At 74.0% G+C, this 23,502-nt stretch carries 21 protein-coding genes; 9 read left to right on the top strand and 12 right to left on the bottom strand.

The window, feature by feature from the left end; genetic code table 11:
- Positions 1-33 precede the first annotated feature (33 nt).
- Positions 34-354, top strand: coding sequence for an STAS domain-containing protein (locus AB0R04_RS17205; RefSeq protein WP_063347793.1), 321 nt, complete (start codon positions 34-36; stop codon positions 352-354).
- A gap of 279 nt (positions 355-633) precedes the next feature.
- Positions 634-3,012 carry an ATP-binding protein gene (locus AB0R04_RS17210; protein WP_363371915.1) on the top strand — a complete coding sequence of 793 codons (2,379 nt, stop codon included), beginning with the start codon at positions 634-636 and terminating at the stop codon, positions 3,010-3,012.
- A 4-nt stretch (positions 3,013-3,016) separates the two neighbouring features.
- On the opposite strand, the gene nucS is transcribed toward AB0R04_RS17210, so the two are convergent.
- Positions 3,017-3,676, bottom strand: a complete 660-nt coding sequence (gene nucS / locus AB0R04_RS17215; RefSeq protein WP_063347791.1) for an endonuclease NucS — start codon at positions 3,674-3,676, stop codon at positions 3,017-3,019.
- Between the two features lie 480 nt (positions 3,677-4,156).
- Here nucS and AB0R04_RS17220 point away from each other — a divergent pair, with 480 nt between their 5' ends.
- A complete protein-coding gene (locus tag AB0R04_RS17220; RefSeq protein WP_063347790.1) occupies positions 4,157-4,549 on the top strand; it encodes an SCO5389 family protein in 393 nt (130 codons plus the stop codon).
- A 119-nt stretch (positions 4,550-4,668) separates the two neighbouring features.
- On the opposite strand, the gene AB0R04_RS17225 is transcribed toward AB0R04_RS17220, so the two are convergent.
- Positions 4,669-5,817, bottom strand: coding sequence for an LLM class flavin-dependent oxidoreductase (locus AB0R04_RS17225; RefSeq protein ID WP_363372048.1), 1,149 nt, complete (start codon positions 5,815-5,817; stop codon positions 4,669-4,671).
- A 391-nt stretch (positions 5,818-6,208) separates the two neighbouring features.
- Between AB0R04_RS17225 and AB0R04_RS17230 the strand changes: the two genes are divergently transcribed.
- On the top strand, positions 6,209-6,532 hold the full coding sequence (locus AB0R04_RS17230) for an ATP/GTP-binding protein (RefSeq protein ID WP_363371918.1): 324 nt from the start codon (positions 6,209-6,211) through the stop codon (positions 6,530-6,532).
- Between the two features lie 16 nt (positions 6,533-6,548).
- Here the strand turns inward: AB0R04_RS17230 and AB0R04_RS17235 are convergent, their stop codons facing one another.
- The gene (locus AB0R04_RS17235; RefSeq protein ID WP_063347788.1) at positions 6,549-7,316 is read right to left on the bottom strand and encodes an ABC transporter permease subunit; all 768 of its coding nucleotides are present in this window, start codon (positions 7,314-7,316) and stop codon (positions 6,549-6,551) included.
- A 1-nt stretch (position 7,317) separates the two neighbouring features.
- Positions 7,318-8,322 carry an ABC transporter ATP-binding protein gene (locus AB0R04_RS17240; RefSeq protein WP_363371920.1) on the bottom strand — a complete coding sequence of 335 codons (1,005 nt, stop codon included), beginning with the start codon at positions 8,320-8,322 and terminating at the stop codon, positions 7,318-7,320.
- A gap of 92 nt (positions 8,323-8,414) precedes the next feature.
- Here AB0R04_RS17240 and AB0R04_RS17245 point away from each other — a divergent pair, with 92 nt between their 5' ends.
- Positions 8,415-9,212, top strand: coding sequence for an alpha/beta hydrolase (locus AB0R04_RS17245; RefSeq protein ID WP_363371923.1), 798 nt, complete (start codon positions 8,415-8,417; stop codon positions 9,210-9,212).
- Positions 9,209-9,520 (top strand): hypothetical protein, encoded by a 312-nt coding sequence (locus AB0R04_RS17250; RefSeq protein ID WP_063347785.1) that lies wholly within the window; start codon positions 9,209-9,211, stop codon positions 9,518-9,520. The genes AB0R04_RS17245 and AB0R04_RS17250 overlap by 4 nt, the downstream gene beginning before the upstream one ends.
- A 141-nt stretch (positions 9,521-9,661) precedes the next feature.
- Here the strand turns inward: AB0R04_RS17250 and AB0R04_RS17255 are convergent, their stop codons facing one another.
- The 3 genes from AB0R04_RS17255 to mce form a co-directional block, all read right to left on the bottom strand.
- Positions 9,662-10,591 carry a cellulose-binding protein gene (locus AB0R04_RS17255; protein ID WP_363371924.1) on the bottom strand — a complete coding sequence of 310 codons (930 nt, stop codon included), beginning with the start codon at positions 10,589-10,591 and terminating at the stop codon, positions 9,662-9,664.
- A gap of 107 nt (positions 10,592-10,698) precedes the next feature.
- A complete protein-coding gene (locus tag AB0R04_RS17260; RefSeq protein WP_363371925.1) occupies positions 10,699-15,537 on the bottom strand; it encodes a hypothetical protein in 4,839 nt (1,612 codons plus the stop codon).
- Between the two features lie 498 nt (positions 15,538-16,035).
- A complete protein-coding gene (gene mce / locus AB0R04_RS17265; protein WP_363372050.1) occupies positions 16,036-16,479 on the bottom strand; it encodes a methylmalonyl-CoA epimerase in 444 nt (147 codons plus the stop codon).
- A 301-nt stretch (positions 16,480-16,780) separates the two neighbouring features.
- Here mce and AB0R04_RS17270 point away from each other — a divergent pair, with 301 nt between their 5' ends.
- Positions 16,781-17,989, top strand: coding sequence for an acetyl-CoA C-acetyltransferase (locus AB0R04_RS17270; protein WP_363371928.1), 1,209 nt, complete (start codon positions 16,781-16,783; stop codon positions 17,987-17,989).
- 79 nt (positions 17,990-18,068) lie between these two features.
- Complete coding sequence (gene meaB / locus AB0R04_RS17275) at positions 18,069-19,025, top strand: methylmalonyl Co-A mutase-associated GTPase MeaB (RefSeq protein ID WP_363371930.1); 957 nt, start codon at positions 18,069-18,071, stop codon at positions 19,023-19,025.
- 61 nt (positions 19,026-19,086) lie between these two features.
- On the opposite strand, the gene AB0R04_RS17280 is transcribed toward meaB, so the two are convergent.
- The 5 genes from AB0R04_RS17280 to AB0R04_RS17300 all read right to left on the bottom strand — a co-directional run bounded on the left by AB0R04_RS17280 (position 19,087) and on the right by AB0R04_RS17300 (position 22,839).
- A complete protein-coding gene (locus AB0R04_RS17280; RefSeq protein WP_079135623.1) occupies positions 19,087-19,602 on the bottom strand; it encodes a MarR family transcriptional regulator in 516 nt (171 codons plus the stop codon).
- A gap of 39 nt (positions 19,603-19,641) precedes the next feature.
- On the bottom strand, positions 19,642-20,451 hold the full coding sequence (locus tag AB0R04_RS17285) for an AIM24 family protein (RefSeq protein WP_363372053.1): 810 nt from the start codon (positions 20,449-20,451) through the stop codon (positions 19,642-19,644).
- A 221-nt stretch (positions 20,452-20,672) separates the two neighbouring features.
- Positions 20,673-21,323 (bottom strand): AIM24 family protein, encoded by a 651-nt coding sequence (locus AB0R04_RS17290; protein ID WP_063347778.1) that lies wholly within the window; start codon positions 21,321-21,323, stop codon positions 20,673-20,675.
- A complete protein-coding gene (locus tag AB0R04_RS17295; RefSeq protein ID WP_079135621.1) occupies positions 21,323-21,961 on the bottom strand; it encodes an AIM24 family protein in 639 nt (212 codons plus the stop codon). The genes AB0R04_RS17290 and AB0R04_RS17295 overlap by 1 nt, the downstream gene beginning before the upstream one ends.
- A gap of 80 nt (positions 21,962-22,041) precedes the next feature.
- Positions 22,042-22,839, bottom strand: coding sequence for a DUF2127 domain-containing protein (locus tag AB0R04_RS17300; protein WP_363371933.1), 798 nt, complete (start codon positions 22,837-22,839; stop codon positions 22,042-22,044).
- 242 nt (positions 22,840-23,081) lie between these two features.
- Here AB0R04_RS17300 and AB0R04_RS17305 point away from each other — a divergent pair, with 242 nt between their 5' ends.
- On the top strand, positions 23,082-23,462 hold the full coding sequence (locus AB0R04_RS17305) for a DUF3817 domain-containing protein (RefSeq protein WP_363371936.1): 381 nt from the start codon (positions 23,082-23,084) through the stop codon (positions 23,460-23,462).
- Positions 23,463-23,502: the final 40 nt, after the last annotated feature.

The following is a 23,502-nucleotide window of genomic DNA, read 5'->3' on the forward strand; positions in this document are numbered from 1 at the left end:
CCGTACCGGACCGGTCAGGCGAAGGAGGAGAGCATGCGCATCACCGGCGACCACAGGGCGCTGGCCATCGAAGGCCGCCTCGACGTGCGCACCGCCGCCGACGCGCGTGCCCGGCTGCACCAGGCCGTGGACGGCGGCCTCGGTGACCTCGTGCTCGACCTCGCCCGGCTGGAGTTCTGGGACGCCACCGGTCTCGGCGTGATCATGGGCACCCACCGCAGGGCCGGCCGGATCGGCCGCCGGCTGGTGCTGCGCTCCGTCCCGGCCCAGCTCCAGCGGCTGCTGGTGGCCACCAAGCTGCACCGCATCCTGGCCGTCGACGGCGTCACCGAGGCCCAGGGGATCGCCCTCTAGGGCTGTCCGGTCCGGCCCTCGTTCGTCCCCTGCCTTCGTTCGTTCCCTGCCTTCGTTCGTCCCCTGCCCGGTCTTCGTCCGGCTCCGACCTGGCCCGGATCGGCCGTCGCCCGGCCCCCGACCGGGCCGCCCCTGCGCGGGCGGGCCCGGATGTGCAAGAGTCTGCCCGTCAGATGACGGCCGCCTCAGCCAGCTGCCCCCAGCCCGCGCGCGGCCGCGACCGAGACGTCACCCGACCGGCGCGGGGCGCCGGCGGCCGAGCAGGATGCGGAGCAGAACGTGGCACAGCCAACCGGGGAGTTCCGGCAGGAGGCCGCCCGCACCCGAGGCGGCGAACTCGTCTCCGGCGCCCTGCTGGTCGGCGTCGGCGCCCCGGACGGCTCCGAGGTCAGGCCCTGCCCCGAGGAGTGGCGGCCCCGCCCGCGCCGGATCGAGCGCAGCGAGCCCGCCCGGGGCCCGGTCGGCGGCGTCGGCCGCGCGGTCGGCCCGCTCGCCCTCGGCGCCGGGCCCGCCGACCTGCCGCTGCTCGACCGCGAGGCCGACGTCGCCGAACTCCTCGGCCTGCTCGCCGAGGGCCGCTCGATACGCCTGGTCGGCCAGGCCGGCTCGGGCCGCAGCGCGCTGCTGTCGGCCGTCGCCGAGGCCGCCGCCGACCTCGCCCCCGGCGGCGTCGTCCAGCTCTGCGGGCACCGCCGCACCGCCGCCGACCTGCTCCAGGACCTCTTCGCGGCCACCCACCACGCCCCCGGCTACCGGCCCGACCCGGGCCGGCTGGCCGTGCACCTCGCCGAGGTCGGCGCGATCGTGGTCGTCGACGGCGCGGAGCAGTCCGGCGCCGAGCTGGAGGGCCTGCTCGCCATCGCCCCCGGCTGCGCCTTCCTGATCTCCGTCGCCCCCGGGAGCCCGGCGCTGTCGCCCGGCTCCCGCTTGCAGGACCACCTGGTCGCCGGGCTCTCCCGCTCCGCCTGCCTCGCCCTCGCCGCCCGCCAGGCCGGTCGGCCGCTGGACGTCGAGGAGAAGGCCTGGGCGGTCGACCTCTGGTTCGAGTCCGAGGGACTGCCGCTGCGCTTCGTCCAGGCCGCCGCGCTGCTGCGCCAGCGGGACGTCGCGGTGGACGCGCTGGTCGCCGCCGAGGAGGACCGGATGGGGGTCTTCGGCGCGGTCGAGGAGCCCGTCCACGACCCCGACCCGGCCGTCCGCGAGAACGCGCTGCGCCGCACCGTCCCGCTGCCGTCCGTCGCCGAGACCGCCGCACCCGCCGTCCGGCTCGCGGAGGGGCTGAGCGAGCCCGCCCAGGCCGTCCTGAGGCTCGCCGTCGCGCTCGGCGGCGAGTGCCCCACCGCGCCGCACCTGCCCGCGCTGATCGACGTCGGCCAGGGCGAGAGCGCCCTCGCCGAACTCGCCGACGCCGGGCTGGCGGTGTCCATCGGCGGGCACCACCGGCTGACCGCCGGGGTGCTGGACCTGCTCGCCCCGCACTGGCCGGCCCGCGGCTGCCTGGACGGCGCCGCCCAGCACTTCGCCTGGTGGGTCGGGCACAGCTCGGTGTCGCTGGCGCAGGTCGCGGCCGAGGCGGAGGTGGTGGTCGGCGTGCTGGTCGCGGACCGGGAGGCCGGCCGGCACGACGCGGTCGTGCGCCTGGCCCGGGCGGCCGCGCCCGCGCTGGCGCTGGCACTGCGCTGGGGCGCCTGGGAGCGGGTCCTGCACCTGGGGCTGGAGGCGGCCCGCAGGACGGGCTCCGGCACCGACCAGGCCTGGTTCCACCACGAGGCGGGCGTGCACGCGTTCTGCGTCCAGGAGCCGTCCCGGGCGATGGCCGAGCTGGAGACGGCGCTCACCCTGCGGTCCGCCGCCGGCGAGCAGCGCGGCGTCGCGGCAGCCGGCCGGATGCTGGACCTGCTGCGCGCCGACGGGCGGCAGCTGGCGCCCGCCGCGACCCCCGGGCCGGCGCCCGTGCGGCGGCCCGTCATCCGCGCGATAGCCAAGGTGCCGTCCAGCCTGCGCTCCGGGACCAGGCGCCGGGTGATCGCCGCGTCGGCGGCCGTCCTCGCGCTCGGGGCGCTCGGGACGGCGGTGGCGATGAGCGCCACCGGTCCGGAGCAGCACCCGGGCAACGACCCGCACACCCGGCTCGACGACCCCGACGGCGGGCAGGGCGGGCCGCTCCCGTCGCCGCACGCCAGCGGACCGACCGCCGGTACCGGTGCCACCGGTACGGGGACGCCGGGGACGGACGCGGGCGGCGGTCCGGCGGCGGACGGGACCAGCCCGGAGCCGTCGCAGAGCGGTGGCGCGTCGCGCTCGCCGAGTGCGTCGAAGAAGCCGAGCCGTGGGCCGAGCGAGACCGCGGCGGCCACCGAGCAGTCGCAGCAGTCGCAGCCGCCCGTACCGGGACAGTCGCAGCCGCCGGCCCAGCAGTCCGGCCCGCCGCCGGGCGGCGGCAGTGGTGGCGGCAGCGGTGGCAGTGGTGGTGCCGGCGGCGGCGGTGGCAACTCCGGGGGCACTCAGCCCGGCGGAGGCGCCAGCACGCCGCCCCCGTCGAAGCCGTCGACCACGTCGCCCTCGGCGACCGCGAGCACACCGCCGCCCGCCACGACGGGCCCCGCGACCGGGACGCCCAGTCCGTCATCGACGGCGTCCTCGCCGCCCGCGAGCTGACCGGTCAGAACAGCTTGAGCTTGTCGTCGTCGATGCCGCGCAGCTCGTCGTAGTCCAGCACCACGCAGCCGATGCCCCGGTCGGTGGCCAGCACGCGGGCCTGGGGCTTGATCTCCTGGGCGGCGAAGATGCCCTTGACCGGGGCCAACAGCGGGTCCCGGTTGAGGAGTTCGAGGTAGCGGGTGAGTTGCTCGACGCCGTCGATCTCACCGCGGCGCTTGATCTCGACGGCCACCGTGGTGCCGTCCGAGTCGCGGCAGAGGATGTCGACCGGGCCGATCGCGGTGGGGTACTCGCGGCGGATCAGGGACCAGCCGGCGCCGAGCACCTCCATCCGGTCCGCGAGCAGCTCCTGGAGGTGCGCCTCGACGCCGTCCTTGATCAGGCCCGGGTCCACCCCGAGTTCGTGGGAGGAGTCGTGCAGCACCTCCTCCAGCGTGATGATGAGCTTCTCGCCGGCCTTGTTCACCACCGTCCAGACCCCGTCCGCCTCCTTGAGGGCGCACGGCGGGGACATCCAGTTGAGCGGCTTGTAGGCGCGGTCGTCGGCGTGGATGCTGACGCTGCCGTCGGCCTTGACCAGGATGAGCCTGGTGGCGGAGGGCAGATGGGCGGAGAGCCGACCGGCATAGTCGACTGAGCAGCGGGCAATTACGAGACGCACGGTCGACCACGCTAGCCCACCGGGGCCAGTTGATGCGATTCCACGACGACCGGGTGAAGAAACCGGGAACCCCGCGAACATGGAGGTTCGGCAATTCCGCGCACCGCCCGTCGCGGTCTGGCGCCCACCCCCTGGGGTCGCTACCGTACGTGACGGCACGCGTGCGGGATCGCTGTCAACGGGGACGGAGACTTCAGATGAACGATCCGACGGGATCCGGCCAATGTGGTGCACCACCGCGTATTTCCAAAGCAATCCACAGGAATGACCGGCCCGTCCCGCCGTTGACTGCCACGCTGTTCCGAGCGCGGTCGGTGTCCGGGACGTCACGTCCCGTGGTGCCGCCGCCTTCGCAGGGTGTCAAAAACGCCCGTTCCACGGCGTTCCGGACACCACGCGCGATCCGCCCACCCTCACTGTGAGCTTGGACTACGCACGACCACCCGGGCGCCGCGCGGGTGGACCGCGAGAGGAGAATCCATGTCGCTCGACGTCTCACCGGCCCTGCTGGAAAAGGCCGAGCGGGGCGAGGTCGACGAGCGGGAATTCGTCGACTGCGTCCGCGTCTCGCTGCCGTACGCCTGGGACCTGATCAGCTCGCTGGTCGCCCAGGCGAAGGTCGACGGTACCGACTTCGCCGACAACCAGGTACCGCCGCCCAGCGAGCAGGCCCGCGGCCAGCTCCTGCGGGCCCTCGCCAGCGACGCCATCCGGGGGGCCCTGCAGCGGCACTTCGGGGTGCGGCTGGCCTTCCAGAACTGTCACCGGGTGGCGGTCTTCCTGCCGTCGGACGCCAACGAGGCACGGCACGCACGCTTCACCTCGGTCCGGGAGCAGCTGCTCAACCAGTCCGAGGAACTGCGGGACTGCTGACCCGGCAGCACCGCCGATCCGGGCCGTAGCGGCCCGGAAGGTCGTCGGGCCGCCCCCGTCCCCCGGTGCGGGGGGAGGGGCGGCGGCCCGGACCGGGCCCGGCCGCTCCACCCCCGGTCTCACCCCAGCTGCGGCAGCACCTCGGAGCCGAGCCGGGCGATGTTGTGCAGGGTCGCCTCGCGCTCGCCGCTGCCCTCCGCGAGCAGCGCGAAGCGGCGGATGCCGGTCCGCTCGGCGGTGGCCAGCAGCCGGTCGGCGCACTGCCGCGGCGTGCCCACCGCGTGCAGGTCGCAGAGGAGTTCGGTGTACTCGCGCGGGTCGCGCATCTTGCGCTCCCGGCCGTCCACGGTGCGGTGGGCGCCGAGCCCGTACTCGAACCAGCCCGGCATGGCGTTCAGCAGGGTGGCGCGGGCCGCCGAGGTGCGGTCGTCGACCTGGGCCACCCCGGCCGCGACGTGTTGGCGGTTCACCCGGCGCAGCTGCTCCTCGCCGCGCCCGGCGGCCAGCCAGGCGGTGCGGTACAGCTCCAGCATGCGCAGCTTGTCGTCGTCGCCGGAGTGCATGCCGAGCAGCATCGGCAGGCCGCGTTCGGCGGCCAGCCGCACCCCGCTCGGCGAGGTGCACGCGACCACCATCGGCGGGCCGGCCACCGGCCGCCCGGACGGGTCGAGTTCCTCATCGACGCCCTCGACGTCCTGGCGCTGGCGCGGGAAGCGCACCGGGCCGGACCGCTCGCCGAGACCGAGCCAGCTGCCCAGTCCCGGCCGGCGCACCGGTTCGGTGGCGCGCGGCACCACCGCCACCTCGGGGAAGGCGAACTGCGGGCCGTCCGCGCCGACCCGGGAGCCGCGCAGCCAGCGCAGCAGCAGGTCCAGCCGCTCCGGGAAGCCGTTCTCGAAGGCGCCCACGCCGCCGCCGAACACGTCCAGGTCGATCCAGGGGCCGCCGCGGCCCACCCCGAGCGTGAAGCGCCCGTCCGAGGTGAGGTGCAGCAGCGCGGCCTGCTCGCCGAGCGCCACCGGGTGGGCGGTGGAGAGCACGCTGACCGCCGTGCCGACGCCGATCCGGCGGGTGCGGCCGAGCAGCAGCGCGGCCAGCGTGGCGGCGTTGGGGCAGACCCCGTACGGGACGAAGTGGTGCTCGGCCAGCCAGACGCTGTCCAGGCCCGCGCGTTCGGCCTCGACGGCGGCCCGGACGGTGCGGTCCAGCGCCTCGCGGTGGCTCTGCCCGGGGAACTGCGCGGACAGCAGGAACGCGCCGACCCGCACCGGCGCGGTGTCCGGCGGGAGCGCGCCCGCCCGCTGCGGCACGGGCAGCGGCTCGCCCGCCGCGGCCGTGACCGGGGCGGGCGAGGTCAGCACCGGGCCGGGGGCGGGCGGCCGGACTCCGACGGGCCGACGGGTCTCGGCGCGGGCGCTGGTCTTGGTCATGGTGGGGCCTCCTCGGGTGCGCGCAGGGTCTGCGGGCCCCGCCTGTTCCCCTTGTGGGTATCCGATGTCATGTGCCAACGGCACGCGGAAACCCGGATTTCGTCGAAGATCGGGTGGATCTCGGCAAAAACGCGGGAGCGTCGGACGATGCCGTGATAGTGGCCTGCCGGAGGGGTGGCCGGCCGTAGGCTGGAACGGCCCCGAAACCCTGGAAGAGAGGTAGTCCGACGTGTCGCCGCGCCGCAACCGGATCAAGAGCGCCGACCCGGGCGGGAGCGCCGAGCAGGCCTCCCCGCTCGGTGGATCGCTGCGCCGCACCGAGAGCCACCAAGGCGACGACTGGGTGGTCCAGACGGTCGCCGGGACGGCCGGGCGGCACTACCGGTGCCCGGGCTGCGACCAGGAGATCCCGCCGGGGATGGGCCACGTGGTGGCCTGGCCGATGCACGGCGCGGGCGTGGACGACCGGCGGCACTGGCACCGCGCCTGCTGGGGCGCGCGGGAGCGCCGGGCCTCCAACGTCCTGCGGGGCCGCGGCGCTCCGCGGTACTGAGCCGGCTGCGCGTCCCCTAGGCGTCCCGGTTCTTGAGCACCAGCGCGCCGCCGAGCAGGGCGGCGAGCGTCCAGGCCAGGCAGATCACGAAGCCCGCCCACGGCCCGTACGGCTGGCCGTACTGCTCGTACACCAGCAGCATCCGCGAGCCCGCGTAGTCCGGGAAGTAGTGGGCCAGGGTCTTGACCTTCGGCACCGCCGAGAGGATCGGCGAGAGCAGGAAGAAGAACGGGACCAGTACGCCCAGCGCCAGCGTCTGGCTGTGCAGCATCGTGGTGACGCCGGCCGAGAACAGGCACAGCATCGTCAGGTACAGCGCGGCGCCGAACACCGCGCGCAGCACGTGCGGTTGGTCGAGGCTGGTGGAGTGCGAGCCGAGCAGCGCCTGGCCGGTGAAGAAGGTGACGAAGGCCGTCACCACCGAGACCGCCAGGGCCATCGCGCCGAGCACCACCGCCTTGCCGGTGAGCAGGGTGCCGCGCTGCGGGACGGCGGCCAGGGTGACCCGGATCATGCCGGTGCTGTACTCGTTGCCGATGGCCAGCACGCCGAAGACGATGATGGCGAGCTCGCCGAGCATGATGCCGGAGAAGGCCGTGCCGGTGGCGTCGAAGACGGACTGGTCGCCCCGCCGGAACTCGCCGAAGTTGTTGTTGGTGAGCAGGGACAGCAGCGCGCCGATGCCGACGGTGACGACGAAGGTCAGCGCGAGCGTCCAGACCGTCGAGCGGACGCTGCGGATCTTCGTCCACTCGGAGCGCAGGATCGCCGGGAAGGACGTCATCTCAGTTCTCCTCCTGCCGGGCCGCCGCGGTTTGCGGGGCGCCGTCCGCCTTCCAGCCGGCGCCCCAGACGCCGGGTGCGCCGGCCGCGTCCCGGCCCGGACCGTCGCCCGCGTGGTACTCCACCGAGTCGGCCGTCATCTGCATGAACGCCTCCTCCAACGAGGCCTGCTGCGGGCTGAGTTCGTGCAGGACGACGCCGTGGGCCGCGGCCAGGTCGCCGAGCCGGGCGAGGTCGCCGTCGACCACCTCGTAGGAGCCGCCGGGCCCGGGCTCGGGCCGGAGCCCGGCGCCGGACAGGGCGTCGAGCAGGCGCTCGGGGTGCGGGGTGCGCAGCCGGACGGCGGAGCGGGAGTTGCGTCGGATGAACTCCGGCATCGGCAGGTCGGCGAGCAGCCGGCCCTTGCCGATGACCACCAGGTGGTCGGCGGTGACGGCCATCTCGCTCATCAGGTGGGAGGAGACGAAGACGGTCCGGCCCTCGGTGGCGAGCCGCTTCATCAGGTTGCGGATCCAGAGGATGCCCTCCGGGTCCAGCCCGTTGACCGGCTCGTCGAACATGACGATCTCCGGGTCGCCGAGCAGGGCGGAGGCGATGCCCAGGCGCTGGCCCATGCCGAGCGAGAAGCCGCGGGCCCGCTTGCGGGCGACCGGGGTGAGGCCCACCAGGTTGAGCACCTCGTCCACCCGGCGGGTCGGGATGCGGTTGCTCTGGGCGAGCCAGAGCAGGTGGTCGCGGGCGGTGCGGCCGGGGTGGACGGCCTTGGCCTCCAGCAGCGCGCCGATGTACTTGAGCGGTTCGCTGAGTTGCCCGTAGCGCTTGCCGTCGATGGTGACCCGGCCGCTGGTGGGGCGATCGAGGTCGAGGATCATGCGCATGGTGGTGGACTTGCCGGCGCCGTTGGGTCCGAGGAAGCCAGTCACCACGCCCTGGGGGACCTGGAAGCTGAGCCGGTCCACCGCGAGGGTCCTGCCGTAACGTTTTGTCAGGTCGTGCAACTCGATCATTCGCGCTCCCTTAGCCTTTGTAAGGCTAGGACAAAGCGGATATCGCGGCCCGCTGAGTGGGCCCGCCGGGCGTGCCGGAATACGGTGGGCCCATGACCCAGCCCCCCTCCGCAGTGTCCGTCCGCGAGAGCGGCACCGGAACACCCCTCGTACTGCTGCACGCCTTTCCGTTGAACGCCTCGATGTGGTCCGCCCAACTGGACGCGCTGCCCGGTCTGACCGGCGACGAGGCCCGGGTGCTCGCCCCGGACCAGCGCGGCTTCGGCGGCACCGAGCTGGGGACCGACGAACCCTCGCTGGACCTGGTCGCCGACGACCTCGCCCTGCTGCTGGACGCGGCCGGGATCGAACGCGCGGTGGTCGGCGGTCTCTCCATGGGCGGCTACGTGGCGCTGGCCTTCGCCCGCCGCCACCCGGACCGGCTGGCCGGACTGCTGTTGGCCAGCACCCGCGCCACCGCCGACACCGACGCCGTCCGGGCCAACCGGGAGCGGATCGCGGCCGCCGTCACCGCCCGGGGCAGCGTCCAACTGCTGCTCGACGAGGAGGTCGCCGCCGGGCAGCTCGGGCCGGACGCGCGGCACCTGGTGGAGCGGGTGCGGTCGCTGGTCGCCGCCGCGTCGCCGGCCGCCGTCGCCTGGGCCCAGCGGGCCATGGCGGCCCGGCCGGACGTGCTGGACGTGCTGGCCGGGCTGCGGGTGCCCACCGCCGTCGTCGCGGGCGCGCAGGACGGCCTGGTGGCGCCGGAGGAGGCCGAACCGATGCTCCGGGCCCGGCCGGACGCCGAACTGACCGTCATCCCCGGGGCGGGCCATCTGAGCGCCCTGGAGGCGCCGGAGGCGTTCAACACCGCCGTCCGCGACCTGCTGGCCCGGGCGGCGGCCGGATGAGGGAGGAAGCGACCGGCTGGGACTTCTCGGCGCTGGAGGTGACCGGCCGGATGCCCGTGACCAACCGCGGCGAGGGCCTGGTCGAACTGACCCTGGAACCGCTCGGCGAGGACTACTGGCTGCGCCCCGGCGAGACCTTCATCGTCACCTCGTACGGCGACCACGGCTCCGGCCACCCGTTCGAGGTGCAGTACTGGCCGGACTCGGTGTCGGTCTGGTGCACCTCGTGGTTCGGCACCGTCTCCGACGACGAGGGCAACCAGCTCAGCAGCGGGTACCAGCGGCCCGACGGGGCCTACCCCAGGTGACGCCCGCTCACCCAGGTCACCCGAGATGATGACAGTGGAAAGACGGCAGGCCCTCACCCGGGTGGGTGAGGGCCCGTCTGCTGTTCCGCACGTGCCGTCCGTTGCGCACGTACCGCCGGGCGCCGGCGCCCGGCGGCGGCGTCAGCGCGACTGCTGGGCGGGCACGCCCATGGTGTCGTCGCCCGGCAGCGAGGCGGCGGCCACGGCCGCGCCGGTCAGCGTCGCCAGCATCTCGCGGACGTTGGTCAGCTGGGCGTTGATGCTGTCGCGGCGGTTGGTGAGCGCCGCCAGCTCGCGCTCGGACTCGCTGCGGATCCGGTCGGCCTTGGCGTTGGCGTCCGCCACGATGTCCTCGGACTGGCGCTGCGCCGTCTCGACGGTCTGGCGGGCGCGGCGCTCGGCGTCGGTGCGCAGCTTCTCGGCCTCCAGGCGCAGCTGCTCGGCCCGGTGCTCGATCTCGGCCAGGCGCTTCTCGGCCTTGGCCTGACGGGCGGCCAGGTCACGCTCGGACTGCTCGCGGCGCTTGGCCAGGTTGGTCTCGAACTCCAGCGCGGCCTGGGCGGCCTTGGTGCGGGTCTCCTCGAAGAGGGCGTCCGCCTCCTCGCGCTTGTTCTGGGCGTCCTTGTTGGCCTCGGCGCGCAGCTGGGCGCTGTCGCTCTTGGCCTTGTCGACGATCCGCAGACCCTCGTCCTCCGCCTTGGCCTTGCGGTCCTTGGCGTAGTTCTCGGCCTCGGTGCGGACCTGCTGGGCAGCGGCCTCGGCGAGCTCGCGGTGCTGCTCGGAGGCGCGGTGCGCCTCGTCGCGCAGGTCCTTGGCCTCCTCCTCGGCCAGTCGCAGGATCTTCTCGACCCGGGCGCCGAGACCGGCGTACGAGGGCTCCGCCTCGGTGACCGCCGCCTGCGCGGTCTGGGTCTCCAGGTGGAGCTCCTCGATGCGCTTCTCGAGCGCGCTGATCCGGATCAGGGCACTGTCACGGTCGGCCACCAGCTTGGTGATCCGCTCGTCGACCTGGGCGCGCTCGTACCCACGGCGCACCAGGTCGAAGCCGTGAGGGGAGTGACTGTCGCTCATGGGGTTCTGGGCTTCCTGTCGTCAAACCGCTGAGGTGGTTGAGGGAATCCTGACACGGTACCGGAGTGTCGACGGCGAGATGCCGTCGTCCCGCGGACAATGTCCGCTCAATCGGGTGGTGCGTTCTTGGAGCGATTGCCACCCGACCGGGGGGAACCAATTCCGGCACCCGCCTTGGCACCCCCGTCCTTCTTGGTGCTGCTTCCCCCGTTGGTCTGGGCGACCGGTGCCGGTGCCTCGAACGCCTCCAGCGCGGACAGCACGTCCTGCACCCTGGAGATCTCGGTGTTGATGTCCTTGCGCCGCCGTACCAGCTCGTCCAGCTCGCGCCGGCCCTCGTCGGTGACCCGCTTCGCCTCGGCCTGCGCCTCGGCGAGCAGCCGTTCGGCCTCCGCCTTCGCCAGCTCGACCTGCTCGTCGGCGCTGCGGTCGGCGTCCCGCAGCCGCTTCTCCGCCTCGGTGGCGGCGTTCTCCAGCCGCTCCTCGGACTCGGCCTCGGCCGACTGGAGCTTGGCCTCGGCCTTGACGATCAGCGCCTCGGCGCGGCTGGTGGAGTCGGAGAGCTTGGTCTCCGCCTCCTTCAGCAGCCCCTCGGCCTTGCGGACGGCCGAGATCCGGACCTTGCTGGCCTCCGCGGACGCCTCCGAGGTGAGCTCGCCCGCGCGGTCCTCGGCGGCCGCGACCAGGGCCGCCGCCCGGTCCTCGGCCTCGGCGACGGTGGCCACCGCCTGCTCCTCGGCCTCGGTCAGCTGCTCCTGAGCGGCCGTCACCAGGGCGTCGACCCGCTCGCCGGCCGACTTCATGGCCGCCGCGTTCTCCTTGCGGGCGCGCTCGTGCAGCGCCTCCACCTCGGCGTCGGTGCGCTCGCGCAACTCCTCGGCGCGCTCGCGGATCGCGGTGGAGTCCCGGCGGGCCTCGGCGAGCAGCGTGTCGGCGTCGGACCGGCCCTTCTCCACCTCGGCCTGGCCGGCCGCCTCGCCGGCGGCGACCAGTCGGTCGGCCTCCTTGCGGGCGGCGGCGACCATCGCGTCCGCCTGCTCCTCGGCGGCGGCGGTGGTGGCCAGTGCGGTGGTCTGGGCGTCCTCGCCGAGCGACTCGGCGTCCGCGAAGGCCTTCTCCAGGACGGAGTTGGCCTGATCGCGGGTGGCCTTGTCGAACTGCTCGGCGGCCTCCCGGGTCTCCGCGTCGTACGCGTCGGCGCGGCCGTGGGCGGCGGCGTCGTACTCGTCGGCGAGGGTGCGGGTGGCGAGCGCGTACTCCTCGGCCTCGGCGCGCAGGGCGGCGGCCAGCTCCTCGGCGTCGGCGACCAGGCCGGCCGAGCGCTCGTCGGCGGCGGCCATCGTCCGGACGGCCTGGGCCTCGGCGTCCGCGCGCAGCTGTCCGGCGCCCTCCCGGGCCGCGTGCAGTACGGCGTCGGCCTCCGCTCGCAGGTGCTCGTCGTAGGCCTGGGCCTCGGCGCGCTGATGGCCCAACTCGGCCTCGTGGGCCTCGCGTTCGGCGGCCAGCTCGCGGTCGGTCAGCTCGCGCAGGGCGGTGGTCTCGGCGTCGGTGCGGGCGCGCAGTTCGGTGGTCTCGTGGTCGGCGAGGGCCCGCTGCTCGGAGGTCTCGGCGTCGGCGAGTTCGCGCAGGGCGGTGGTCTCGGCGTCGGCGAGGGCCCGCTGCTCGGCGGTCTCGCGCTCGGCCAGCTCGCGCAGTTCGGCGGCGGCCTGCTCGGCCCGGTCGCGGACCTCGGCGGCCTCCCGCTCGGCGGCGGCCTTCCGCTCGGCGATCTGCTCGGCGGCGGCCTCGTGCATGCCGGCCACCGACTGGCGGACCTCGGCGGCCTCCTCCTCGGCGGCCTCGACCAGGGCGGCGCCCTCGACGCCGGCGGCGGCGACCAGCTCCTCGCCGTCGACCCGGGCCTGCTCCAGGACGGCGGTGGCCTCGGCCCGGATGCCGTCGGCGGTGGCGCGGGCCTCGGACAGCTCGCGGCCGGCCTCGGCGCGGACCGTCTCGGCCTGCTCGGCGGCGAACGCCAGCTCGGCGGCGGCCTTCTCCCGCACGGCCTTGGCGTCCCGGGCGGCCTCGGCCCGGCGCTGCTCGGCGGCGCTCCGGGCGCCCTCCAGCAGTTCCTCGGCTTCGGCGCGCTGGGCGGCGACGTGCTGCTCGGTCGCCTCGCGCTGTTCGGTGGTCTCGCGTTCGGCGAGGGCGCGCAGTTCGGTGACGTGCTGTTCGGTCGCCTCGCGCTGTTCGGTCGTCTCGGCGGTGGTGCGTTCGGTGAGTTCGGTGGCGGCCTGTTCGGCCTTGGCCCGGACGTCGGCGGCGTACGCCTCGGCGGCGGTGCGCTGTTCGGCGCTCTCCCGCTCGGCGAGCTCGCGCTGTTCGGTGGTCTCGCGTTCGGCGAGTTCGCGCAGCTCGGTGGTCTCGCGTTCGGCGAGTTCGCGCAGCTCGGTGGTCTCGCGTTCGGCGAGGGCGCGCAGTTCGGTGACGTGCTGTTCGGTCGCCTCGCGCTGTTCGGCGGTCTCGGTGGCGGTGCGTTCGGTGAGTTCGGTGGCGGCCTGTTCGGCCTTGGCCCGGACGTCGGCGGCGTACGCCTCGGCGGCGGTGCGCTGTTCGGTGGTCTCGCGGTCGGCGAGCTCGCGCAGTTCGGCGCTCTCGCGGTCGGCGAGGGCCCGCAGCTCGGTCGCGGTCTGCTCGGCCTGCTCGTGGGCGGCCTGGGCGGCGGCCAGCTGCTCGGCGGTCTCCTCGCGTTCGCGGTGCAGCCCGGCGGCGGCCTCCTCGTGCTCGCGCCGGCTCTCCTCGCGCAGCGCGTTCGCGGTGGTCTCGGCCTCGCTGCGGGTACGGGCGGCCTCGGCGTCGGCCTCGGTGCGGACGCGCTCGGCGTCGGCCACCGCGGCGTCCCGGACGGCGTTCGCCTCGGCCTGCGCATCGGTGCCGAGGGCGGTCGCGGCGGCGTTCGCCTCGGCCCGGACTCGCTGGTCGAACTCGGTCGCGTCCCGGCGGAGTTCGGCGGTCTCGCGTTCGGCGGCGGCGCGGTTCTCGGCGGCCGCGGCCTTGGCGGCGGCGAGGGCGTCCTGGCCCTGCTGCTCGGCGGCGGTGGTGGTCTTCTCGGCCTCGGTGCGGGCCCGGGCGAGGGTCTGCTCGGCCCGGCCCTGGGTCTCGGCGGCCTGTTCCTGGGCCTGCGCGCGCAGCCGCTCGATCTCCCCGGCGGCGCCCGCGCGCAGCTCGTCGGCGTCGGTCTTGGCCCTGGTGAGCAGTTCCTCGGCGTTCTTCGCCGACTCCTCGATCTGTACGACGGCCTGGCGGCGGGCCTCGCCGCGTACCCGGTCGGCCTCGGCGGCGGCCTGGGCGCGCAGCTCCTCGGCCTCGGCCCGCAGCCGGGCCGCCTCGTCCTGCATCTGCTCGATCCGCTCGCGGATCGCGGCGGCGTCGTCGAGGGCGGCGTTCTGGGCCTGCTCGACGGCGGCCTGGGCCTGCTCGCGCAGGCGCTGCGCCTCGGCGGCGGCCTCGGTGCGGATCCGCTCGGCCTCGGTGGCGGCCTCGGTGCGGGCGGTCTCGGCGTCCTGGTTGGCCTGGCCGAGCACCTCCTCGGCGGTCTTGGCGGCCTTGGCGAGGTGGACGGTGGCGTCCTTGGCGCCGGTCGCCCGGCCCTCCTCCTCGGCCGCGTGGCGCAGCCGCTGGGCCTCGGCCTCGGCGTGGGCGCGTAGTTCGGCGACGTCCCGGTCGGCCTGGGCGCGCAGTTCGGCGATCGCGGCCTCGGCCTCGGCGCGCAGCTCGCCGGCCACCGATTCGGCGGTGGCCCGCAGCCGTTCGCTCTCCTCGGCGGCGGCGGCCTTGGCGGCCTCCGCCTCGGCCTGCCTGGTGGTGGCCTCGGCGCGGATCGCCTCGGCCTCCTTGGTGGCGTGGGCGACCATCCGGGCGACCTCGGCACGGGCGGTCTGCGAGCGCTGCTCGTTGGCGGCCTCGCCGTCGGCGGCCTTGCGTTCGGCGGCGGCCTCGGCGTCGGCCTGGAGCTGTTCGGCGGCCTGTTCGGCCTGGGCCCGCAGCTCGGCGGACTCGCGGCGGGTGCGTTCGGCCTCGGCGATCGCCTCGGCACGCAGCCGCTCTATCTCGGCCTGGGCGTGGGCGAGCTGCTGCTCGGCCCGGATCTGCTCGGCGGAGGCCTGCTCCTTGAGCCGGCCGATCTCGCCCTTCGCGACGGCGAGCTGCTGCTCGGCGGCGGCGTGCGCGGCGGCCAGCTGCTGCTGGGCCTCGCCGCGGGCGGCGTCCACGTCGGCGGCGGCCTGGGCGCCGGCCTGCTGGGCGTGCTCGGAGGCGGCGCGCAGCAGGCGCTCGGCGTCGCTCTGGGCCCGCTGGATGGCGGCCTCGGCGGCGGCATGGGCTTCCCCGCGGGCGGCGTCGACGTCGGCGGCGGTCTGGGCGCGGGCCTGGTCGGAGAGCGCGACGGCCTCGGCGCGGGCGGCGGCGACCATGCGCTCGGCCTCGGCGCGGGCGTCCTGGAGCAGGCGCTGGGCCTCCTGCTCGGAGCCGGTCCTGGTCTGCTCGGCCCAGCCGTTGACGTGCTGCTCGGCGGTGCGGCGCAGCTCGGTGAGCTCGTCCTCCAGCTGGCGGCGGCGGGCGGTGAGCTCGGCCTCCAGTCGGGCGGTGCGCTCGGCGGCCTCGGCCATGATCCGCTGGGTGGCGGCCTGGGAGTCGCGCAGCTGGCGTTCGGCGTCGGCGCGCAGCTGCTGGGCCTGCATCTCGGCAGTGCGGAGCATCTGCTCGGCCTGGCCGGAGACGGCGTCGAAGGCGCGCGGTTGGGCGAGCATGCGGCGGGATTCGTGCAGCTTGGCCCGGAGCACCTCCACCTGGTAGGCGAGGTCCTCGGCATGCTCGGCTGCCTTGTCCCGCTCCTTTCGAGTCCGACCCATCTCGGCCTCGAACTGGGAGAGGTGATCGTCAACCTCGTAGCGGTCGTTGCCCCGCACTCCGCGGTCCCATCCATCTCCTGGTCGCGTCCTCGACCCGGCCGGTCCAGGGCACCCGTTGTCCGGGTACTGGTCCGACTGGCTCCTTGCATCCGCAGCCGGTGGACGGCCCGCCGGTCAAGCCGGGGCCGCCCGCCGCGGTCGTCGGAGCCCTGGGCGTGGAAGCGCGGTGATGCCGCGTTCCCCCGTCCGGGTGGACTCCTGGGCGAACTCTTGCCTTGTGGAGAATGGTGACAGATCAGTGTTGCGACTGTTCAGCCGTGCCCGCGTTGTGGACTCCCCTGCGACGGGCCGGCCACCGCTGGGCGGACGGGCCTGTCATCGGCCGTGCCCGTCGCCTCCGTCCCCCGGAGCCTTCGCGCACCTGGGCATTGTAGTGGGAGCGCACTGCGGGGGAATGGCCGCGTGGTGGTTTTCCGGCTGTCGGACGAGGTTACTGACGGGTCATGACCGGTGATTCGGGGGTGCCGCCCGGTCGTGGGCGGCACCTGGCGGGGGTCAGTGGGCGTCGTGGAGGCCCGGTTCGGCGGAGGTGACCAGCTCGGTCAGGACGCCGCCGCAGTCCTTGGGGTGCAGGAAGGTGATCCGCGAACCCATCGAGCCGATCCGGGGCTGGTCGTAGAGGACCCGCACGCCCTTGGCCCGGACGGCCTCGGCGTCGCCGTCCACGTCGGCGGTGCCGAAGGCGATGTGGTGCACGCCCTCGCCGTTCTTCTCCAGCCACTTGGCGACGGTCGAGTCGGGCCGGGTGGGCTCCAGCAGCTGGAGGTAGGAGGCGCCGCCGTCGCCGGTGTCGTTGATCTTGAGCATGGCCTCGCGGACGCCCTGCTCCTCGTTGACCTCGGTGTGGAACACCTCGAAGCCGTAGGTGGCGCGGTAGAACTCGACCGTCTTGTCGAGGTCGCGGCAGGCGATGCCGATGTGGTCGATACGGGTCAGCACGGCGACCTCCGGGGGCGGGTTGGGTACCTCGGGAACCAGGTGGCACCAGTGCAGCGCATCGCTGCTGACCGGCGCCAGCGCCGGACGTGCGAGTCTGCTCACACGCCGGGGGTTGCCCCGGGCCGCACGCCGGGGGCTCACCCGGGGCAGGCGCCGGGGTTCACCCGGGCCGCGTTGACACGGTGTTGACTGGAAGGTGCCAGTGCGCTCGATCACACCGTCGCTCCGGTGACGGGCGGGTAACAGGTCAGTACATTGAGCGCATCCTCACCTGGCCACGACGTGCGAAGGGGCTCGTCCCATGACCAACACCACCTCTGTGATCGTTGCCGGTGCGCGGACCCCGATGGGTCGCCTGCTCGGTTCCCTCAAGGGCTTCTCCGGTGCCGACCTCGGCGGCTTCGCGATCAAGGCCGCGCTGGAGCGGGCCGGCATCACGGGTGAGCAGGTCCAGTACGTGATCATGGGCCAGGTGCTGCAGGCCGGCGCCGGCCAGATCCCGGCCCGCCAGGCCGCCGTCCGGGCCGGCATCCCGATGAGCGTCCCGGCGCTCACCATCAACAAGGTCTGCCTCTCCGGCCTGGACGCCATCGCGCTGGCCGACCAGCTGATCCGGGCCGGTGAGTTCGACGTCGTGGTGGCCGGCGGCCAGGAGTCGATGACCAACGCCCCGCACCTGCTGCCGAAGTCCCGCGAGGGCTACAAGTACGGCGCGATCGGGATGCTCGACTCGATGGCCCACGACGGCCTCACCGACGCCTACGAGAACATCCCGATGGGCGAGTCCACCGAGAAGCACAACACCCGGCTGGGCATCGCCCGCGAGGTGCAGGACGAGATCGCCGCGGCCTCCCACCAGCGGGCCGCCAAGGCGCAGGCCGACGGCGTCTTCGACGCCGAGATCACCCCCGTCCCGATCCCGCAGCGCAAGGGCGAGCCGGTGCTGTTCGGCCAGGACGAGGGCATCCGCGCGGACACCACCGTCGAGGGCCTGGCCAAGCTGCGTCCGGCGTTCGCCAAGGACGGCACGATCACGGCCGGCACCTCCTCGCAGATCTCCGACGGCGCCGCCGCGGTGGTCGTGATGAGCAAGGCCAAGGCCGAGGAGCTGGGCCTGAGCTGGATCGCCGAGATCGGCGCGCACGGCAACGTGGCGGGCCCGGACAACTCGCTGCAGTCGCAGCCGTCCAACGCGATCAGGCACGCGCTGGCCAAGGAGGGCCTGGAGGTCTCCGACCTCGACCTGATCGAGATCAACGAGGCGTTCGCGGCCGTCGCCCACCAGTCGACCAAGGACCTGGGCGTCTCCTCGGACATCGTCAACGTCAACGGCGGCGCGATCGCGCTCGGCCACCCGATCGGGATGTCCGGCGCCCGCGTGGTGCTGCACCTGGCGCTGGAGCTCCAGCGGCGCGGCGGCGGGGTCGGCGCGGCCGCGCTGTGCGGCGGCGGCGGCCAGGGCGACGCCCTGATCGTGCGCGTCCCCAAGGACGCCAGCCCGAAGGCCTGATCAGCTGACATGCCTTCGGGGCTGCGGACCGCCACGCGCGGCGCCGCAGCCCCGAAGGCATCCGCGCTAGGAGCTCCCGATGATCGATGTCGCCACGCTGGTCGAACAGGCCCGGGCGGGCCGGCCGCGGGCGGTCGCCCGGCTGATCACGCTGGTCGAGAACGCCGCCCCGCAACTGCGCGAGGCGATGGCCGCGCTCGCGCCGTACACCGGGCAGGCCTACACGGTGGGCCTGACCGGCTCGCCCGGGGTCGGCAAGTCCACCTCCACCTCGGCGCTGGTCTCCGCCTACCGGCGGCTCGGCAAGCGGGTCGGGGTGCTGGCCGTCGACCCGTCCTCGCCGTTCTCCGGCGGCGCGCTGCTCGGCGACCGGGTCCGGATGCAGGACCACGCCACCGACCCCGAGGTGTTCATCCGCTCGATGGCCACCCGCGGCCACCTCGGCGGGCTGTCCTGGACGGCCCCGCAGGCCCTGCGGGTGCTGGACGCGGCCGGCTGCGACGTGATCCTGGTCGAGACCGTCGGGGTGGGCCAGTCCGAGGTGGAGATCGCCGCCCAGGCCGACACCACCGTGGTGCTGCTCGCCCCCGGCATGGGCGACGGCATCCAGGCCGCCAAGGCCGGGATCCTGGAGATCGGCGACGTCTTCGTGGTCAACAAGGCCGACCGGGACGGCGCCGACGCCACCGCGCGCGAGCTCAACCACATGCTCGGCCTCGGCGAGGCCCGCGGGGCGGGGGACTGGCGCCCGCCGATCGTCAAGACCGTCGCCGCCCGCGGCGAGGGCGTCGACGAGCTGGTCGAGGCGCTGGAGAAGCACCGCGCCTGGCTGGAGGAGCACGGCGAACTGGCGGCGCGCCGCCGCCGCCGGGCCTCCGACGAGATCGAGGCGATCGCGCTGGCCGAACTGCGCACCCGGATCGGCGACCTGCGCGGGGACCGCCACCTGGCCGGCCTGGCCGAGCGGGTGGTGGCGGGCGAACTGGACCCGTACGGCGCGGCCGACGAACTCGTGGCCGGCCTCACCCGCGGCTGAGGACGGCGCAGGGCCGGCCCCCGGTGGGGCCGGCCCTGGTGTGCTGGGGGGCGGCGGTGCGTCAGGCGCGGCCGCGGAGGCCGCGCAGGTGTTCGGCGACCGGGGCGAGTGCCTCGTACATGGCGTCGAGCTGCTCCTGGGTGAAGCGGTCGATGAAGTGGGCCCGGACGCTGCGCACGTGGTCGGGGGCGACCCGCTGCATGGTGTCCCAGCCGTGCTCGGTGAGGTGGGCGTAGAGGCCGCGGCGGTCGCCGGGACACTCCTGGCGCAGCACCAGGCCGGCGTTCTCCATCCGGGTGATCTGGTGCGAGAGCCGGCTCTTGGACTGGAGGGTGGCGGTGGCGAGGTCGGTCATCCGCATCCGGCGGTCGGGGGCCTCGGAGAGCACGACCAGGATCTCGTAGTCGTTGATCGCCAGGTTGTGTGGCTGGAGTTCGCGGCTGAGCTGGTACTCCAGCAGCTTGGCGACCTCCAGATGGGCGCGCCACATCCGCTGCTCCCTGGCGGTCAGCCAGGGAGTCTCCTCCTCGGGCTGCGACGGAGGGGTGTCCGCAGTGTTGATCGTGTGCGTATCCATGGGCTCAGCATACCCTATTTAGTTCAATATTGTACAAGTTTACAGGCCGAAACGTCGCCCCAGATCGCCCAGATTGCCGAGACCCGGCACGTTGAGGTTGCCCCCGCCGTGGCCCGACGCCGCCGGCTGGGACGGCACCCCGCCCACCGGCACGCCCGCCTCGGCGTCCACCTGGCCCACCGACCGCTCGGCCATCAGCTTCTCGCTGGACTGCAGCAGCACCTGGCCGGCGCCGATGAACTCGAACTGGTGCTCCTCGCCGGAGGCCCCGCCCAGCCCGGTCAGCCGCCGGATGCCGCCGATCAGCCCGTGCATGTAGTCGTGGTCGTAGTGGTGGCACGGCGCCGGGCAGTCCGCCCAGCCGACCAGCGCCTGCGGGTCCACCCGGATCGGCGGCTCGACGAAGTGCACCGGCCCGTTGGAGGCGGCGACGAACTTCCCGGTGCCGATCAGGGTCAGGAAGCCCGGGATGATCGACTGCTTGAGCCGCAGCGACGGGTCGAAGGCCAGCAGGTTGCCCGAGCGGACGGTCAGGTTGCCGTCGTCCAGGTCGTAGGAGTTGAGGTCGAAGGCCCGGTCGGCCAGCAGCAGCTTGCCGCGGCCCTGGGCGACGACCCAGTCCGCCGCGTGCATCGGCGAGTTGAAGTGCTGGCCGATCACCCGGTCCAGCATGCCGGCGCCGACGCCCTTGAAGGTGATGTCGCCGTAGTAGGCGACCATCTTGCCCTTCTGCAGGAAGTACGAGCCGTTCAGGTCGACCGAGTAGGCGTACGGGTTGACGTTGTCGTTCACCGGCAGGCTGTACGCGTCGTGCACCACCGGGCCGGAGCCGCCGTGCGGGTTCGGCAGCGGGGCCTGCGGGCCGCCGAACTGCTCCTGGGCGTAGGCCTGTTGGGGTTGCTGCGGGGGAGGTGGCGGCGGGTAGCCGCCCTGCTGGGGGTAGCCCTGCGCGGGCGGGTGGCCCTGGCCGGGCGGCGGCGCGTAGCCCGGCGGGGGAGGGGCGGCGAAGCCGGGCTGGGTCGGCTGGTCGTACGGCGACTGCCCGTACGGCGGCTGCGGCGGGTAGGACATCAGAGCTTCTCCTCGCTCGCCTGGACGTACACCGCGCCCTGTCCGGACAGCTCCAGCTGGAAGGCCTCGCCGGAGCCGCGGCCGATCATGTCGCGCCAGCCCAGCGCCGTGGACAGCTTGTTCTGCACCTGGCCGCGGTGCGCCACGTACGCCTGCGGGTCGACGTGCACCGGCTGGCCCGGGACGATCGGCAGCTCGAAGACGCCGCCGTGCGCCATCACCGCGACCGAGCCCTTGCCGTCCAGCTGGGTGGTGAACAGGCCCTGGCCGGTGACCTGGCCGCGGACCATGCCCATCACCCCGCCCTGCGAGCCCATGAACATGGTGGACTGGCGCAGCGTGCCCTCGAAGGCCAGCAGCCGGTCCGCCTCGACGTACAGGGTGTCGCCGGCCAGGTCGATCACGTGCACGTGGTGGCCGCCGTGGCCGAACATCACCCGGCCCTGGCCCTCGACGGTCATCAGCGGGGTGTCCTCGTTGGCCACCCGGCGGCCGATCATCGACATCACGCCGCCCTGCCCGCCGGTGATGTTCGGCGTGAAGCGGACGTCCCCGGTGTACGCGAGCATCGCGCCGCGCTGGCTGAACAGCCGCTGCCCGGGCAGCACCACGGCCTCGACCATCTTGCCGTTGATCTTCGTGAAGCCCATCAGACGTCGCCCCCGATGGTGACCTTCTCCGACGGCTGCACGTACACCAGGCCCTCTCCGGTGAACTCCACCTGGACGGCCTCGCCGCCGCCCTCGCCGATCACCGTGGTCCAGCCCGCGCCCGACTTCAGGCTGCGGTGCAGGCTGCCGGTGTGCGCCACGTAGGCGCCCGGGTCCACCCGCAGCGGCTGGCCCTGGCCGACCCGCAGGATGATCGCGGGCCCGTTCGAGGTGACGGCGGCCCAGCCGTGGCCCTCCACCTTGGTGGTGAAGAGGCCGTTGCCGGAGGACATGCCGTTGAGTCCGGTGAAGGTGGTGCCGGTGCGCAGCGAGCCCTCCGTGCAGAGCAGGTTGTCCGCCTCGACGAACAGCGTCTCGCCGTTCAGCCGGACCAGGTTGATCTCGGTGGCCTTGTCGGCGAAGTAGCAGGTGCCCTGGCCCTTCACCTCCATGACGGTCATCTGCTCGCCGGTGAGCCGGCGGGCGACCATGCCGCGTAGGCCGTCCCCGCCGCCGGTCAGCTTCTTGAAGCTCATCTGGCCGGTGTAGGCGACCATCGAGCCGTGTCTGGCCTTGACGGCCTCGCCGGCCAACTCGACGGCGAGTACCCGGGATCCCTGGAGTCTGAACTGTGCCACGGCCGCAATCTAGCGGGCGCGGCCGGTGCAGGGGGAGGGGCGGGGGCGGAACTGGTACCGGTCTGCGACAAACGCGCCGGTCACGCCCGCGCGTGCGCCCCCCGAGCGGCGTGCGGGACGGCGCCGGCCGCCTCCTCGACCTCCAGCAGCGAGGCCGAGTGGCGCTCCGCCTCGAAGGCCACCACACCGCCGCGCAGCCCGAACAGCCGCTTGGACAGCATGATCCAGAGCACCGCGGCGATGTTCAGCACCAGCGTGCCGATCTTCACGGCGCTGACGTGCTCGCTCAGCTCGTAGCCCTCCAGCGGCAGGAAGGCGGCGGTGGCCACGACGGTGAGGTACTCGGCCCAGCGCCTGCCCAGCCAGAGGCCGACCGCCTCGACGATCTCGATCAGCGCGTAGGCCACCAGCGCGCCCGCGACGATCAGCAGGGTGCTCTTCCTGTAGTCGAAGGTCTTGCGGATGGTGTCGACGATCGGGGAGTGTTCGAGGTCCCAGTGGAAGTGGTCGGTGACCGGCCGGAAGACCGACAGGTTCTCGTCGAAGACCCGGTGCACGGCGTCCTGGCTGTTGGAGAACTTCCAGACGGCCCAGGCCACGATGATGATCAGCAGGCCGCGCAGCACCCGCTCGACGGCGAGGAAGCGCAGGATGAAGAGGTCCCGCAGCGCCTTGCCGCGCGGCACCAGCGGGGCGTCCTGCGCCGGGCCGGAGCCGTGCGGGGTGCCGAGCGCGAAGTCGCCGCAGCGCAGGCAGCGCCAGGCGTCGCCGAGGGCGGTCGCGGCGTGCAGCCGGGCGGCCAGCTCGGGCTCGGTCGGTGCGTAGGTGGTGTGGCCGCGCTTGGCGCAGGTCCTTCGGTCCCAGTCCCGCTTGAACATGTGGTCGCTACCCCCGGTCGTCCGATGTCTACGGCGCCCGGTGTGTCGGGCGCGGGCAGCAGGATAGGGGCAGCGGGTGACGGGCCGGCGCGACCCGCCGGGTTCTGGCGCACAGCTGTGACACGGACACGACGGCCGTGGGGTCGGGCGTGACGGCCGTGGCGCCGGGGCCGGGCACGGCGGTTGTGACGTCGGGCACGGTGCCCACCCCGGCCGGGGCTTCGGACAGGTGCTCGGTGATAATGGCCGGAAGGCTTGTGAGTCGCTTCACAAGCAGGTCCGCCGCCGACCCCCGTATTGAGGTACCCATCGTGAACAGCAGCGCCGTCCACCGCCTGCGCCTGGTCTCCGGCCCCGAAGGGGTCTCGTTCATCCTGCTGCTGATCTGCTCCGTGCTGAAGCGGACCACGTCCTTCGACGGCGTCCCGGTGATGGGCATGGTCCACGGGATCCTGTTCATCCTGTACGTCGTCTTCTGGATCCAGGCCTGGCAGGCGCAGAAGTGGGACGCCAAGCGCGGCGTGCTGCTGTTCGTCCTCTCGGTGCTGCCCACCGGCGGCTTCTTCGCCGAGCGGATGCTCGCCAAGGAGGAGCGCGGCGAGCTGAAGCCGGCCACCGCGTAGGGACGAACCCCCACTGCGCGACGGTCGACAGGCTGCCGCG

Origin of the sequence: Kitasatospora sp. NPDC056731 (assembly GCF_040687675.1) — a bacterium.
GTDB lineage: Bacteria > Actinomycetota > Actinomycetes > Streptomycetales > Streptomycetaceae > Kitasatospora.